Genomic DNA, 14,766 nt, shown 5'->3' with positions numbered 1-14,766 from the left:
CGGGCTGTCGCCTGATATGCAACACATAAAAAAACGCCAGCTTGCTGGCGTTTTTTATTGTCCGAATACTCTCCAATGACCGGGCTACAGGTCCAGGCGGGCCGCTAAAGAATCGGCATATTCCTGCCATTGGTGCAGCACCTGGCACTGAAACGATGTAGCACTAACGGCCAACTCCTCACGTGCCTGCTTAAATGCCAACAAGGTATTCGGCGCGCCCCACTCCGGGTTTGACAAACGTTGCTGGCAAAAAAGTTTCCAGCGCTGTTGCTCCTCGTTGTTCAAGGTCTCCGGGAAGTTACGAGCGCGGTAGCGGAATAATAATTCCGGCAATCGATGATCATCAAAAGGCCACTGCTGATGTGCTAACTGTGAAGGTTCAGCCGCTCGGACTTGTTCGCATAAACGTCGGTCGCGGTCACCAATAAAACCGTCATAGAGCTGCTGCTCCGGGTCCTGACTCGGCACAAAATCTTCCTCGGCATAAATCGCCGCCAACTTGTCGCGCCAAACTTCCTGTGCGTCAGTTAGTCGCAGCGCGCGTGCCTGACAGACATCCATATCCAACTGAAGGCGCTCACGATCCTGAGCCCTCAGCACACTCAAGGGCGCAACGACCGGACAGCGGTTGATATGCAACAACTTGAGCGGCACCGGCAGTTCACCGTCCGTCAGGTCGTCACGGCGCGTGTAGAGCCGCTGGCGCAAGGTATCGGCGTCCAGGTCCAGCAAACCCTGCGGGTCGAGCCCAAGGTCACAGACAATCAATGCATTGCGATTGCGCGGGTGCCAGGCCAGAGGCAGTACCACGCCCAGGTAATGGCGCGCGGCGGAAAAACGACCTGAGATATGCACCATGGGTTGCAACAGGCGAACCTGATCCATCACCCGCTGTTTGCTGCGCAGCTGGAATAACCATTCATACAGCTTGGGCTGTTTCTCGCGGACCAAACGGGCCAAGGCAATGGTGGCGCGGACGTCGGACAACGCATCGTGGGCCTGACCATGGTCGATGCCATTGGCGTCGGTCAAACGCTCAAGCTTGAGGGTAACGCGACCATCCTGCTCGGGCCAGACAATGCCTTCGGGGCGCAGCGCATAGGCTGTGCGGACCACGTCGATCAAGTCCCAGCGACTGTTGCCGCCCTGCCACTCCCGGGCGTAGGGGTCAAAAAAGTTGCGGTACAGGCTGTAGCGCGTCATTTCATCATCAAAGCGCAAAGTGTTGTAACCGGCCCCACAGGTGCCCGGCGCGGCCAACTCGGCGTGTACGCGCGTCATGAAGTCGGCTTCGGCCAGGCCCTTCTCTGCCAGGATGTTGGGGGTAATACCGGTTATCGCGCAGGCCGCCGGGTGCGGCAGGATGTCGTCGCTCGGCCGGCAATAAAGGTTGACCGGCGGGCCGACCTCGTTGAGTTCGAGGTCGGTACGAACACCGGCGACCTGGAGCGGACGATCGCTGCGCGGGTTGATGCCGGTGGTTTCATAGTCGTACCAGAAAAGGGTAGTCACGGGCTGTTCCTGTGCTGAAGATCGGCAAAGTCTAGGCGCTGTAATACGTCCGGGGCCAGCAATACCTGACCTGTACAAACATCCAGCAAAACCTTGAATGGTTGCTTCCGCCGTCGACACTGCTAGCATCCGTGCATTCCAGCCGCCCGCACTGCCAAGGATCGCAATGCCATCAGCTCCTTTGGATACCCATTACCAGATCGAGACCCCGGAGGGCATAGACTTGCCGTTACGCCCGGCCGGGCTGATGCCACGTGCGTTGGCCTTCGCTTTCGATCTGGGCTTGCGCGGCCTGATCATGGGCATCCTGCTCGTACCGCTGGCGCTGCTTGGCAATATCGGTTTCGGCCTGGGTTCCCTGCTGCTGTTCCTGATCAGTTGGTGGTACATGGTGCTGTTTGAGGTACTCAACCAAGGTTGCTCTCCAGGCAAGCAGGTCATGGGCTTGCGGGTAGTACAGGATGACGGCACACCCATTGGCTGGTCCGCCTCACTCATTCGCAACCTGCTGCGTTTTGTCGACATGCTGCCTTTCGGCTACTTCCTTGGCGCCATCAGTTGCCTGCAACATCCGCATTTCAAACGGCTCGGTGATCTCGCTGCCGGCACGCTGGTGATCTACCGCGAACAGCCACTGGCTCGCCCGAAGGTGCCTCCGGCCGCCGCCCTGCGCCTGCCCATTGCACTGGAACTCAGCGAGCAACGCGCCATCCTTGGCTTCGCCGAACGCCAGAGTGAACTCTCCGCCGAGCGGGTACACGAACTCGCCGCCATCCTTGCAACACCGCTGCACGTCTCTCCAGCACGCGCCGTGGAGCAACTCAATGGCGTGGCTCGCGGCTTGCTGGGGCCGACATGAAGCAGAGCCTGTTCGAAAGCCGCCATCAGCCGCAGTGGCAAGCCTTTGCCGAACAACTCAAGCAGTTGGAGCAAGGCAAGACCAGAGCCCGCGACGTGGCTGATTTTCCACACCATTATCGACGCGTGTGCCAGCACCTCGCCCTGGCCCAGGAACGTGGCTACAGCAGCTACCTGATAGACCCGTTGCAACAACTGGCGCTGCGCGGCCACCAACAACTGTATCGCCACCGCAGCCACTTGGGGGCGAACGCATTGGGCTTCATCCTGGCTGACTTCCCTCGTCTGGTGCGTGAACAGTGGCGCTTCGTGCTAATCGCCAGCCTGTTGTTCTTCGGTAGCCTGGTGGCGGTTGGGTTGCTGGTCTATCTGTTTCCAGACCTGATCTACAGCATCGTCAGCCCCCAGCAGGTGGCCGAGATGCACAGCATGTACGACCCGGATGCCAGCCGCCTGGGACGTGCCGCCGATCGCGCATCCAGTGAAGACTGGATGATGTTTGGCTACTACGTGATGCACAACACCGGCATTGCTTTCCAGACGTTTGCCGCCGGCCTGCTGTTTGGCCTGGGCAGTGTGTTCTTTTTGATTTTCAACGGCCTGATCATCGGCGCCGTATCCGGGCACCTCACGGAGATCGGCTACGGCCAGACCTTCTGGTCGTTTGTCATCGGCCATGGCGCTTTCGAACTCAGTGCCATTGCCCTGGCCGGCGCGTCAGGCCTGCAGTTGGGCTGGGCGTTGATCGCCCCCGGGCAACTGACACGCAGCGAATCCCTGCGTCTGGCGGCACGCAAGAGCGTGCAGATGCTCTGCGGGGTCATGTTATTCCTGCTGATCGCGGCATTTATTGAAGCCTATTGGTCGTCTTCCAGCACGCTCGCCCCCTGGATCAAATACCTGACAGGCGCCGGGCTGTGGCTGCTGATGGGCGCTTACCTGGCCCTTGCCGGACGGACTCACCATGCGCCTGAGTGATGCCAGCGTAGTGATTCGGCCGCGCACGCCCTGGGAAGCCATGGACCTGGGCGTATTAATGGCGCGGGAGCATCGCCTGCTATTGATGACCAGTTGGGCAATGGTGACCCTGCCACTATTCGTGATGCTGACCGCCCTGCTGTGGGATTACCCTTCCACGGCGATGTTTTTATTCTGGTGGCTAAAACCGGCCTTTGACCGCCTACCGTTGCACATCCTGTCAAAAGCCTTGTTTGGCGAGACACCCAGCCTCAAACAGGCAGTACGCCATTGGCCGCGCCTGCTCAAAGGTCAACTGCTGGCCAGCCTGACCTGGAGGCGGTTCAGCCTGAGCCGCAGCTTTGTGATGCCGGTGAGCCAACTCGAAGGCCTGGACGGCCAGGCCCGCGAAAGACGTCTAGGGGTGCTCCTGCAGCGCAACGCCGGTGCTGCACGCTGGCTGACCATCATCGGGGTGCATTTGGAAATAGGCCTTTGGTTCGGTTGCATGGCATTGTTCTATCTCTTCATTCCGCAACAACTGGAACTGGATTGGGACTGGCAACGGCTGGCACTGGCAACCGGTTCAGAAGGGGTGTGGCTGGAGCATTTGAGCAACGCCTTCTATGCGTTGATCCTGGTGTTCTGGGAGCCCATCTATGTCGCATGCGGTTTCAGCCTGTACCTCAACCGCCGCACCGTCCTGGAGGCCTGGGACCTGGAATTGGTGTTCCGCCGGCTGCGCCAACGCCTGAGCAGCATCGTACCGTTACTGCTAGTGGCCGGGCTGATGCTTCTTCCTTTCAGCCGCCCGGCCCTGGCCGACGCCCCGGAATCGCCCAGGCAGGTCACGCCCCAGGCCGCCAGCCAATCGATCAAGACGCTGCTGGACGCTCCCCCGTTCAAAAATCAGGAAACCGTCACCCGTTACCGTTTTGGCGATGAAACGCCCACTGCAAAACACAAGGCGCGCGGTGAGGGCAAACTTCCGGCCTGGCTTCAGTCACTGCTGGACAGCTTCAACAGCGCTACTTTCAAACACGCAGCCCTCGGCCTGGAAATACTGTTATGGAGCCTGCTCGCGGGGTGCGTGGCGCTATTGGTCTGGCGCTATCGCGACTGGCTACGCACCTTTGTCAGCCGCCGCAGGCCACTCAAACCGAACGCTGCCAAACCGGCACCCACCCACTTATTCGGCCTGGCGCTGGGCACCGACACCTTGCCTGACGACGTCGCCAGCGCCGTCGAAGAATTGTGGCTTACCCAGCCAAGGGAAGCTCTTGGTCTGTTGTATCGCGGCCTGCTCACCCGACTGCTGCACGACTTCAACTTACCGCTGAAAAGCGCGGACACCGAAGGCCAGGTCCTGCAGCACGTTCATCACCTGCAACAACCGCAATTATTGGCCTTCAGCGATGAACTGACCCGCCACTGGCAAAACCTCGCCTATGGCCACCACCTTCCCCCCACCTCGGTGCAACAGCAACTGTGCCGCGATTGGCGTGCCCTCTTCAGTCCGGGAGCCGCCCAATGAACCGGCCAATGTTGTGGGTCGGCCTGTTGCTGTTAGGTTTGCTGGGAGCAGGTGGCCTTTACCTTTGGCATATCGCAACGCCCTATGACGAGGTAGTCGACCGTGGCCCGTCGCCTCAGGTCATGGCCAACACCTACTTGGCAGCCGAATACTTCCTGCGTCAGCAAGGCCTTGCAGTGGAGCAAGCCAACAGCCTTGAAAGGCTTGCCGACCTGCCTGCCGAAGGGCACAGTTTGTTGCTGCTGGGTGAACGCAGCAACATGACGCCACGCCAGGTGGACCAACTGCTGGCCTGGGCAAAATCCGGTGGCCACTTGTTGTTGGTCGCCGAAGCGCTATGGGATGAAGAAACAGGCAAAAGCGGCGACCTGCTGCTTGATCGGTTGAATATCCATCAAACGTTGAGCGAGACCGCTGACGAACCCACTTCCTCGCGCAAAAAGACAGCGCCGGACCTGACCAAACTCTATGTCGACAATGAAACTGCTCCCGCCTACTTCAGCTTCAATACTGACTTCAGCCTCACCGACCCCAAGCACCTGGCGCAGTTTTCCGCCAATAGCGCCAAATCCAGCCACTTGATGCAACGCAACTTCGGCCACGGCACCGTTACGGTTGTGACCGACAGCGATCTGTGGAAAACCCCGAATATCGGCAAACACGATAACGCCTGGCTATTGTGGTACCTCAACCAGGGCAAGGACGTAACCTTACTGTTCAACAGCGACGTGGACGACCTGCTGAGCCTGTTGATACGCAATTTTCCCCAGGCGTTGGTGGCGCTCATCGCGCTGATTAGCCTGGCGCTCTGGCGAGCTGCTATGCGCCAGGGGCCGATCCGCGCCCCGGCACCGAAGGCACGTCGCCAGTTGCAGGAGCACTTGCAGGCCAGCGCCGACTTCCTGCTGCGACGCAGCGGCCAGGGCACGCTGTTGCAAGCCTTGCAGAGTGATGTGCAACGGGCTGCAAGGCGTCGCCACCCAGGCTTTGAACACCTCGAAAGCGCGCAACAGTGGCAGGTACTTGAACGCCTGACGCGCCAACCCTCCCACGTCATCCGCCAGGCCCTCGGCCCACTCCCGGAAAAACGGCTCTCCAGCGCCGATTTCAGCCGGGAGGTGGCCAACCTGCAAACCCTAAGGAACGCCCTATGAGCGATTTTCCAACGGCCACTGACCCGGCTGCCGAAAGCCTTCAACACGCCAGCCAGCTGGCACAGGCCCTGCGCGTTGAACTGCGCAAGGCAGTGATTGGCCAGGACCAGGTGATTGACGACGTGCTCACCGCGCTGATCGCAGGCGGCCATGTATTGCTTGAAGGCGTACCCGGCCTGGGCAAAACGCTACTGGTACGCGCGCTGGCCCGTTGTTTCGGTGGCGATTTCGCACGCATCCAGTTCACCCCGGACCTGATGCCCAGCGACGTCACCGGCCACGCCGTGTACGACCTGCACACCGAACAGTTCAAGCTGCGCAAGGGGCCGCTGTTCACTCACCTGTTGCTGGCCGACGAAATCAACCGCGCCCCGGCCAAGACTCAGGCCGCCCTGCTTGAAGCCATGCAGGAGCGTCAAGTCACCCTTGAAGGTGAAGCACTGCCCATCGGCCAACCCTTCATGGTGCTGGCGACCCAAAACCCCATTGAACAGGAAGGCACATACCCGCTGCCCGAGGCCGAGCTGGATCGTTTCATGCTCAAAGTGCGCATGGACTACCCCGACTCACAGCAGGAACTGGATATGGTGCGCGAAGTCACCCGCTCATCCAGGGCCGATATGCTGGATGTGCAGCCATTACGTACAGTGCTGCAAGCGGATGAGGTGCTGCAGTTGCAGCAGATTGCCAGCGAACTGGCGCTGGACGAACAAGTTCTCGACTACGCCGTGCGCCTGGCCAGGGCTACTCGCAGCTGGCCGGGGCTGGCCATCGGTGCAGGCCCTCGCGCCTCCATCGCCCTGGTACGCGGCGCCCGCGCCCGTGCTTTGCTGCGCGGGGGCGCGTTCGTCACCCCGGACGATATCAAGGGCTGCGCTTTGGCGGTGCTGCGCCACCGGGTTCGTATCGCTCCCGAACTGGACATCGACGGATTGGAAGTGGACCAGGTGCTCAAGCAGTTGCTGGACCAGATTCCGGCACCTCGGCAATGACCCGTCCATGAAGCCGACTCGTCTGCTGCTGATCTGGCTCGGCGTACTGTTGGGCTTGAACAGCCTGCTGGGTGCCGCTACGGCCTTGCAGTTCAAGGTGCCCGACACCCTGTATTCGGTGGCTTGGGGCCTGCTGCTCGCGCTGTTTCTACTGGCGCTGCTGGACGCCATGCGTCTAAGCCGCCTGCCGTGTGCACGCGTGCGGCGGCAGATGCCAGGCAGCCTGGCCTTGGGCCGCTGGGGCGAGGTGCGTGTGACGCTTGAACACGACTACCCACAGCCGCTGACGGTACAGGTATTCGACCACGCGCCTGACGGCCTGAGCGTGGAGAATATGCCGCAATCCATCGAACTACGCCCCGGTCTAAGCAGCGAGCTCGGCTATCGCCTGCGCCCCTTACGGCGCGGGCACTTCATTTTCAGCCGTTGTGAAATTCACCTGCCCAGCCCCATGGGGCTTTGGTCCGCGCGGCGCCTGGTTGAGGCCCGTGATACGACCCGTGTTTACCCGGACTTCGCCCGTCTGTACGGCGCACAGTTACTGGGAGTGGACAATTGGTTGAGCCAACTGGGCATACGTCAACGCCAGCGACGAGGGTTGGGGCTGGAGTTTCATCAGTTACGCGAGTTTCGCGAAGGCGACAGCCTGCGGCAGATCGACTGGAAAGCCACCGCGCGCCAGCGCACGCCAATCGCCCGCGAATACCAGGACGAACGCGACCAGCAAATTGTGTTCATGCTCGATTGTGGCCGACGCATGCGCAGCCAGGACGCAGAACTCTCTCACTTCGATCACGCCCTTAATGCGTGTCTGCTGCTCAGCTATGTCGCCTTGCGCCAAGGCGACGCGGTGGGGCTATGCACCTTTGCATGTGACCAGCCGCGCTACCTGGCGCCCGTCAAGGGCACCGGCCAACTGAACCTGTTGCTCAATGCCGTATACGACCTCGACACCACCCGCCGCACCGCTGATTACCAGGCCGCCGCCAGCCAGTTACTGGCCCGACAAAAACGCAGGGCGCTGGTCATTGTGGTCACCAACCTACGGGATGAGGACGATGAAGAGCTACTGACCGCGGTTAAACGCATCGGCCGGCAACATCGGGTACTGGTCGCCAGCCTGCGTGAAGACGTGCTCGACCAACTGCGCCAGTCCCCCGTGCAAACCTTGCCCGAAGCGCTGGCCTACAGCGGCGCCATCGACTACCTCAATAAGAGAAACGATCTGCATGAGCGCTTGAGCGCCCACGGCTTGTCGGTATTGGATACGCCGCCATCAGGGCTTGGAGCGGCCTTGGTCACGCGTTATCTGGGCTGGAAAAAAGCGGGCGTATTGTGAGGCATGCACACCACCACGGCCTGGTGAACCACACCCGGGCCGGGGCAAGAGCGTGCAAGGTCTAGGCGGAAGCCTGCAAAGGATCAAAACTGAAGTAATGCCACAGGGCGTTGATCAAGTGCTCGTACGCCTCAGGCGCTTCGACCACACTGAACCCTGAGTCGTAGTGTTGCGGGTTGACGTCCTCATGGCTCCATAAGCAGGTGGCGGTGAGGTCAATTGCCTGGAAATCACCGTCTGCTGTCGGAATTTTCAAACGCAGCTCGAACGCCACGTCGATCATCATGGGTAATTGGCTGATCAACATCAGCCCGTCTTTAGACACGTTACCCAAGTAACCAATCGGCTTGTCCGTAAGCCGGTTGAACACTTTCAGGAAACATGACAACTGATGCCGCTCAATCCGTCGGTCGGTAAACATGCTGAATTCGCCATCCATTGGCCATGAGTCTGGCCGCGCCAGTGATTCGGAACGGGCGATAAGGCCCGCTCTCCCTGGAGATCGGCGCGACGACAGCCTGTGCTTTGTCGCTCTACCGCTGCCAACCCCAAGCATTCCATTCGTTTGAACACAACCTTGTACAAACGAACACTCAAAGGATAGCTCAAGACTGGCGCCGGGCCAGCTATAGAATGACAAAGATCATCAAAGTGACGCCGGGCGCGGTTGTGCAACGCTCGCGCCAGAGTAATGCCCCAATTGCTTCAGGGTGTCGAGCCGGGCACGAGCACGGTAGGCATATTCGCTGGACGGGTATTGATTGATAATGAACTGGTAGGTTTGCACCGCATCGACAAACAATTTTTGCCGCTCCAGGCATTGCCCGCGCAACATCGAGACTTCCGGTTGCACGTAACGACGGGTACGGCTTTCACGGTCTACCTGGGACAATTCCAGAGTAACGCGCTCGCAATCACCGACCCCATAGGCACGGTAAGCGTTGTTCAAATGATGGTCCATCGACCAGCGGGTACAGCCGACGACACTGACGGCCAGGGCAGCAATGAGCAAAATTCGCATGGGGTTCTCCTGTCTTGTGCAGTGTATCGACCCCGCGTCGAAAATCTTCAAGGATGTTCGTCTATTCAACTGGAGCGAAAACAAGCGAATCATCGATAAGTAGTGCAAACGAACAATGACTACAACCAAAGAGCATAGTAGCCTTCCCCAGCGCTTGAACTCAGGAGTCTGTGCATGTCCGTCCGTCGTACCAAAATCGTCGCCACCCTTGGCCCGGCCAGTAACTCGCCGGAAGTCCTCGAACAGCTGATTCTGGCTGGTTTGGACGTTGCCCGTCTGAACTTCTCCCACGGCACCCCGGACGAGCACAAGGCTCGCGCCAAGCTGGTGCGTGACTTGGCCGCCAAGCATGGCCGCTTCGTGGCATTGCTGGGTGACCTGCAAGGCCCGAAAATTCGTATCGCCAAATTCGCCAACAAGCGAATCGAACTGAAGATCGGTGACAAGTTCACCTTCTCCACCAGCCATTCGCTGACCGAAGGCAACCAGGATGTCGTAGGTATCGACTACCCGGACCTGGTCAAGGATTGCGGCGTCGGTGACGAACTGCTGCTGGACGACGGTCGCGTGGTCATGCGCGTCGACACAGCGACCCCTACCGAGCTGAACTGCACCGTGATCATCGGTGGCCCGCTGTCCGACCACAAAGGCATCAACCGCCGCGGCGGTGGCCTGACGGCGCCGGCCCTGACTGAAAAAGACAAGGCCGACATCAAGCTCGCCGCCGAAATGGAAGTGGACTACCTCGCCGTGTCCTTCCCGCGCGACGCCGCCGACATGGAATACGCCCGCAAACTGCGCGACGAAGCCGGTGGTACCGCCTGGCTGGTGGCGAAGATCGAACGCGCCGAAGCCGTGGCCGATGACGAAACCCTCGACGGCCTGATCAAGGCTTCCGACGCGGTCATGGTTGCCCGTGGCGACCTGGGCGTGGAAATCGGTGACGCCGAGCTGATCGGTATTCAGAAGAAGATCATCCTGCACGCACGCCGCCACAATAAAGCGGTGATCGTGGCGACTCAGATGATGGAGTCGATGATCCAGAACCCGATGCCGACCCGCGCCGAAGTGTCCGACGTGGCCAACGCCGTGCTCGACTACACCGACGCCGTGATGCTCTCGGCTGAAAGTGCTGCCGGACCGTACCCGCTGGAAGCCGTCCAGGCCATGGCGCGTATCTGCGTCGGTGCCGAAAAACACCCGACCAGCAAAACCTCCAGCCACCGTATCGGCAAAGTGTTCGAAAGCTGCGACCAGAGCATCGCGCTGGCAGCCATGTACACCGCCAACCACTTCCCGGGCGTTAAAGCGATCATCGCCTTGACCGAGAGTGGCTATACGCCGTTGATCATGTCGCGCATCCGTTCCTCGATTCCGATCTACGCGTTCTCCCCGCACCGCGAAACCCAGGCCCGCGCGGCCATGTTCCGTGGCGTGTACACCGTTCCGTTTGACCCGGCGTCCCTGCCGCCAAACCAAGTCAGCCAGGCGGCTATCGACGAGCTGCTCAAACGCGGCGTCGTGGAAAAAGGCGACTGGGTCATCCTGACCAAGGGCGACAGCTACCACACCATCGGCGGCACCAACGGCATGAAAATCCTGCACGTTGGCGACCCAATGGTCTGAGTAACACGCTGAAAAAAAGCCCCGCCATGTGAATGGCGGGGCTTTTTGCATTTCAAGGCCGGTTGACGGGCTAACTAAGAGCGCCTCATCGCAGGCAAGCCAGTGCCGACATTGGCGTGCGCTCAACTGTGGGAGCCGGGCTTACCCGCGATGGCGTCCTCAGCGCCTGGCAATAAACCCTGACAACGCCGCAATCGCTTCCGGCGATTTCAAGCGCTGAGTAAACAACGCCCCCTCTTCCTCGATCACCCGCCGCAACTGCTCGCGATCAACACTTTTCATCAGCTGTTTACTGACCTGCACGGCCCCCGGCGCCAGGGTCTCAAAGCGCTCGGCAATCTCCCGCGCCTTGGCCAATGCCGCTTCGCCGCTGCCCAGCGCCTCGGTCGCAATCCCCCATGCCGCCGCCTGCTCCCCGGTAAACCCTTCGCCGAGCAGCAACAACTCCGCGGCTTTCGCATGCCCCAACAGACGCGGCAGGATCAGGCTTGAGCCAAACTCGGGGCACAACCCCAAATTAACGAATGGCATGCGCAAGCGTGCATCGCGACTGATATACACCAGGTCGCAATGCAGCAGCAGGGTCGTGCCGATACCGACTGCCGCGCCCGCTACCGCGGCAATGACCGGTTTACGGCAGTTGAGCAGGCTTTTCATGAAATGAAACGGTGGGCTGTCGAGGTCGCTGGGCGGCTGTTCGAGGAAGTCGGCAATATCGTTGCCGGCCGTGAAGCAGTCGCGACTGCCCTGAATCAACACGGCACTCACGCCTGAGTCTGCATCCGCCTGTTCCAGCGCCTCGGCCAGTTGCGTATACATGGCGCGCGTCAGGGCGTTTTTCTTGTCGGGACGATTGAACTGCAAGGTCAGCAGCCCGCGTTCGCGGCGCTGCAGGATGGCATCAGTCATGGCGAGTCTCGCGGCTGGGAAATTCAGCGCTCAACCACGGGGCAGGAACACATCGGCCAGCAGTTGATTGCGCGGCAGTCCGGCCAGGAACAGGCGCTTGGAAAACGCCTCGACACTGACAGGGTGTCCGCAGAGTAAGGCCAGAGTTTGCCGCGAAACAAGCCGCAGTTGCGCCAATACCTGGTCCCACTCAGCCGAGGTCCACAGCTCAACGGTCAGGTTCGAATGCTGCGCAGCCAACTGCGCCAGGGGCTCAGCCAAGTAATGCGCCTCGGCATCATGGGCCAGGTGAATCACGCGAATAGCGCCCTGATGATCCTGGCGTAACGCCTCCCGCAGCACGCCCCACAAAGGGCCCAGGCCCGTGCCGGACGCCAGCAGCCATAGCGGCCGCGATTGCCAGTCGGGGTCGTAGTGCAATGCCCCGCCTCGCAACTCGCCCAGTTGCAACCCGTCTGCGACCTGCAACTGCCGGGCGATATCGCTGAACTGGCCGGGCTCACGGCAATCGAGATGAAACTCCAGGAAGGCATCTTCCTGGGGCAGGCTCGCCAACGAATACGGACGCGCCACCTGCCCCGCCCACAGCACCAGATGCTGGCCGGCCCGGTAACGCAGGCCACGCTCAGGTAGCAGGCGCAGGCGCAGCACATTCATACTCAGCCAATCCACACCCACCACGCGGGCCGGCAAACCGTCACGCAGCGGGTCAAACGCGTCGACCTGCACGTCTGCGATGACCTGGCACTGGCAAGCCAAGCGCCAGCCATCCTGGCGTTGCGCCGCGCTCAGGGCATCGGGTTGCTTGTCCTCGACCTCGCCCCGGCACCGCACCAGACACGCGTGGCAACTGCCCGCCCGGCAACTGTAAGGCACACCCACACCTACCGTATTCAAGGCATCCAGCAGGTTGCTGCCGGTGGCGACCGACCAGTGGCGTTCGCCGACACGCAGTTCAGGCATATAAGGTCTCAATCAGAAAGGGCTGCGTACAGGGAATCACGCCCGACAGAGTTTGACCATAGTCGGGTGTATCGGCCACCGCGCCGGGTTATACTGCCGCGCCTTTTTAGCGTCGCGCCTGCTGCACTCGGCGTGCCTTGGAAAGGTGACTTCAGCCGACCGATGTACCCCACTGAAGCCACCTTTATTGAATGTTCCCGTCTTATAGAGGAGCGCGACTCATGACCGTGATCAAGCAAGACGACCTGATTCAGAGCGTTGCCGACGCCCTGCAATTCATTTCCTACTACCATCCCGTTGACTTCATCCAGGCGATGCACGAAGCCTACCTGCGTGAAGAATCGCCGGCAGCCCGTGACTCCATCGCGCAAATCCTGATCAACTCGCGCATGTGCGCCACCGGCCATCGCCCGATCTGCCAGGACACCGGTATCGTCACCGTGTTCGTGCGCGTGGGCATGGACGTACGTTGGGACGGCGCCACCATGGGCCTGGACGACATGATCAACGAAGGCGTGCGTCGCGCCTACAACCTGCCGGAAAACGTGCTGCGTGCATCGATCCTCGCCGACCCGGCTGGCGCGCGTAAAAACACCAAGGACAACACCCCGGCCGTGATCCACTACTCCATCGTCCCGGGTAACACCGTGGAAGTGGACGTGGCCGCCAAAGGCGGTGGTTCCGAGAACAAGTCGAAAATGGCCATGCTCAACCCGTCCGACTCGATCGTCGACTGGGTGCTCAAGACCGTTCCGACCATGGGCGCAGGCTGGTGCCCACCGGGCATGCTGGGCATTGGCATCGGCGGCACCGCCGAGAAAGCTGCGGTGATGGCCAAGGAAGTGTTGATGGAATCCATCGACATCCACGAGCTGAAAAAGCGCGGCCCGCAGAACCGTATCGAAGAGATGCGCCTGGAGCTGTTCGAGAAGGTCAACCAACTGGGCATCGGTGCCCAGGGCCTCGGTGGCCTGACCACCGTGCTCGACGTAAAAATCATGGACTACCCGACCCACGCAGCCTCGCTGCCGGTGTGCATGATCCCCAACTGCGCCGCCACCCGTCACGCGCACTTCGTGCTCGACGGTTCGGGCCCGGCGTCGCTGGAAGCGCCACCGCTGGACGCCTACCCGGAGATCGTCTGGGAAGCCGGCCCGTCGGCCCGTCGCGTCAACCTCGACACCCTGACCCCGGAAGAAGTACAGAGCTGGAAGCCGGGTGAAACCGTGTTGCTCAACGGCAAGATGCTCACTGGCCGCGACGCTGCGCACAAGCGCATGGTCGAGATGCTCAACAAGGGTGAAACCTTGCCGGTGGACCTCAAAGGGCGCTTCATCTACTACGTCGGCCCGGTTGATCCGGTGCGCGAAGAAGTGGTTGGCCCGGCGGGCCCGACCACGGCGACGCGGATGGACAAGTTCACCCGCCAGATCCTCGAGCAAACCGGCCTGCTGGGCATGATCGGCAAATCCGAGCGCGGCCCGACTGCGATTGAAGCGATCAAGGACTACAAAGCCGTGTACCTGATGGCTGTTGGCGGCGCCGCTTATCTGGTGGCACAGGCCATCAAGAAGTCGCGCGTTGTCGCGTTTGCCGAACTGGGCATGGAAGCGATCTACGAGTTCGACGTGAAAGACATGCCGGTCACCGTTGCGGTGGACAGCAAGGGCGAATCCGTGCACATCACCGGTCCTGCCATCTGGCAGAAAAAGATCAGTGAAAGCCTGGCGGTAGAAGTGCAGTAAGCACTTCCCTCGCAAGGAGAAAGGCGACTGCGGCCCCATGGCCCAGTCGCCTTTTTTTATTGTGTACGCGGTCATGTGGGAGCGGGCTTGCTCGCGAAAGCGGTGGGTCAGTCAATTTAACTGTCACTGATACACCGCATTCGCGAGCAAGCCCGC

Annotated in this window: 13 protein-coding genes; 8 read left to right on the top strand and 5 right to left on the bottom strand. The window is 60.7% G+C overall.

The window, feature by feature from the left end; translation table 11 throughout:
* Positions 1-84 precede the first annotated feature (84 nt).
* Complete coding sequence (gene sbcB, locus JFT85_RS21805) at positions 85-1,512, bottom strand: exodeoxyribonuclease I (protein ID WP_201230399.1); 1,428 nt, start codon at positions 1,510-1,512, stop codon at positions 85-87.
* Positions 1,513-1,678: 166 nt separating this feature from the next.
* Between sbcB and JFT85_RS21800 the strand changes: the two genes are divergently transcribed.
* Genes JFT85_RS21800 through JFT85_RS21775 form a run of 6 tightly spaced genes read left to right on the top strand, consistent with a single transcriptional unit; the run spans position 1,679 to position 8,346 of the window.
* On the top strand, positions 1,679-2,371 hold the full coding sequence (locus tag JFT85_RS21800) for an RDD family protein (RefSeq protein WP_053257777.1): 693 nt from the start codon (positions 1,679-1,681) through the stop codon (positions 2,369-2,371).
* Positions 2,368-3,348, top strand: a complete 981-nt coding sequence (locus tag JFT85_RS21795) for a stage II sporulation protein M (protein ID WP_053258038.1) — start codon at positions 2,368-2,370, stop codon at positions 3,346-3,348. Before JFT85_RS21800 ends, JFT85_RS21795 begins: the two co-directional genes overlap by 4 nt.
* Positions 3,335-4,861, top strand: coding sequence for a DUF4129 domain-containing protein (locus JFT85_RS21790; protein WP_069553477.1), 1,527 nt, complete (start codon positions 3,335-3,337; stop codon positions 4,859-4,861). Before JFT85_RS21795 ends, JFT85_RS21790 begins: the two co-directional genes overlap by 14 nt.
* Positions 4,858-6,015 carry a DUF4350 domain-containing protein gene (locus JFT85_RS21785; protein WP_053257779.1) on the top strand — a complete coding sequence of 386 codons (1,158 nt, stop codon included), beginning with the start codon at positions 4,858-4,860 and terminating at the stop codon, positions 6,013-6,015. Before JFT85_RS21790 ends, JFT85_RS21785 begins: the two co-directional genes overlap by 4 nt.
* Positions 6,012-7,007 carry an AAA family ATPase gene (locus JFT85_RS21780; protein WP_053257780.1) on the top strand — a complete coding sequence of 332 codons (996 nt, stop codon included), beginning with the start codon at positions 6,012-6,014 and terminating at the stop codon, positions 7,005-7,007. Before JFT85_RS21785 ends, JFT85_RS21780 begins: the two co-directional genes overlap by 4 nt.
* Before the next feature lie 7 nt (positions 7,008-7,014).
* On the top strand, positions 7,015-8,346 hold the full coding sequence (locus tag JFT85_RS21775) for a DUF58 domain-containing protein (protein ID WP_078827240.1): 1,332 nt from the start codon (positions 7,015-7,017) through the stop codon (positions 8,344-8,346).
* Between the two features lie 61 nt (positions 8,347-8,407).
* Here JFT85_RS21775 and JFT85_RS21770 read toward each other — a convergent pair whose 3' ends face one another.
* Positions 8,408-8,767, bottom strand: a complete 360-nt coding sequence (locus tag JFT85_RS21770; RefSeq protein ID WP_053258039.1) for a PilZ domain-containing protein — start codon at positions 8,765-8,767, stop codon at positions 8,408-8,410.
* 225 nt (positions 8,768-8,992) lie between these two features.
* Positions 8,993-9,367: a tetratricopeptide repeat protein gene (locus JFT85_RS21765; protein ID WP_053257782.1), complete on the bottom strand. Its 375-nt coding sequence runs from the start codon at positions 9,365-9,367 to the stop codon at positions 8,993-8,995.
* A gap of 174 nt (positions 9,368-9,541) precedes the next feature.
* Between JFT85_RS21765 and pyk the strand changes: the two genes are divergently transcribed.
* Positions 9,542-10,993 carry a pyruvate kinase gene (gene pyk, locus JFT85_RS21760; protein WP_053257783.1) on the top strand — a complete coding sequence of 484 codons (1,452 nt, stop codon included), beginning with the start codon at positions 9,542-9,544 and terminating at the stop codon, positions 10,991-10,993.
* Between the two features lie 159 nt (positions 10,994-11,152).
* Here the strand turns inward: pyk and JFT85_RS21755 are convergent, their stop codons facing one another.
* Positions 11,153-11,902 carry an enoyl-CoA hydratase-related protein gene (locus tag JFT85_RS21755; RefSeq protein ID WP_078827241.1) on the bottom strand — a complete coding sequence of 250 codons (750 nt, stop codon included), beginning with the start codon at positions 11,900-11,902 and terminating at the stop codon, positions 11,153-11,155.
* 30 nt (positions 11,903-11,932) lie between these two features.
* Complete coding sequence (locus tag JFT85_RS21750) at positions 11,933-12,865, bottom strand: iron-sulfur-binding ferredoxin reductase (protein WP_201230398.1); 933 nt, start codon at positions 12,863-12,865, stop codon at positions 11,933-11,935.
* Between the two features lie 221 nt (positions 12,866-13,086).
* Here JFT85_RS21750 and JFT85_RS21745 point away from each other — a divergent pair, with 221 nt between their 5' ends.
* A complete protein-coding gene (locus tag JFT85_RS21745) occupies positions 13,087-14,610 on the top strand; it encodes a fumarate hydratase (protein WP_053257785.1) in 1,524 nt (507 codons plus the stop codon).
* Positions 14,611-14,766: the final 156 nt, after the last annotated feature.

It is taken from the genome of Pseudomonas sp. TH04, assembly GCF_016651355.1.
GTDB lineage: Bacteria > Pseudomonadota > Gammaproteobacteria > Pseudomonadales > Pseudomonadaceae > Aquipseudomonas > Aquipseudomonas fluorescens.
This window is presented reverse-complemented; position numbering and strand designations above follow the sequence as displayed.

Bases quoted from the DNA above. Each gene is read 5' to 3' on its own strand.
- JFT85_RS21790 (WP_069553477.1), top strand. From the start codon at position 3,335: ATGCGCCTGAGTGATGCCAGCGTAGTGATTCGGCCGCGCACGCCCTGG.
- JFT85_RS21795 (WP_053258038.1), top strand. From the start codon at position 2,368: ATGAAGCAGAGCCTGTTCGAAAGCCGCCATCAGCCGCAGTGGCAAGCC.
- JFT85_RS21800 (WP_053257777.1), top strand. From the start codon at position 1,679: ATGCCATCAGCTCCTTTGGATACCCATTACCAGATCGAGACCCCGGAG.
- JFT85_RS21780 (WP_053257780.1), top strand. From the start codon at position 6,012: ATGAGCGATTTTCCAACGGCCACTGACCCGGCTGCCGAAAGCCTTCAA.
- JFT85_RS21745 (WP_053257785.1), top strand. From the start codon at position 13,087: ATGACCGTGATCAAGCAAGACGACCTGATTCAGAGCGTTGCCGACGCC.
- JFT85_RS21765 (WP_053257782.1), bottom strand. From the start codon at position 9,367: ATGCGAATTTTGCTCATTGCTGCCCTGGCCGTCAGTGTCGTCGGCTGT.
- pyk (WP_053257783.1), top strand. From the start codon at position 9,542: ATGTCCGTCCGTCGTACCAAAATCGTCGCCACCCTTGGCCCGGCCAGT.
- JFT85_RS21755 (WP_078827241.1), bottom strand. From the start codon at position 11,902: ATGACTGATGCCATCCTGCAGCGCCGCGAACGCGGGCTGCTGACCTTG.
- JFT85_RS21750 (WP_201230398.1), bottom strand. From the start codon at position 12,865: ATGCCTGAACTGCGTGTCGGCGAACGCCACTGGTCGGTCGCCACCGGC.
- JFT85_RS21785 (WP_053257779.1), top strand. From the start codon at position 4,858: ATGAACCGGCCAATGTTGTGGGTCGGCCTGTTGCTGTTAGGTTTGCTG.
- JFT85_RS21775 (WP_078827240.1), top strand. From the start codon at position 7,015: ATGAAGCCGACTCGTCTGCTGCTGATCTGGCTCGGCGTACTGTTGGGC.
- JFT85_RS21770 (WP_053258039.1), bottom strand. From the start codon at position 8,767: ATGTTTACCGACCGACGGATTGAGCGGCATCAGTTGTCATGTTTCCTG.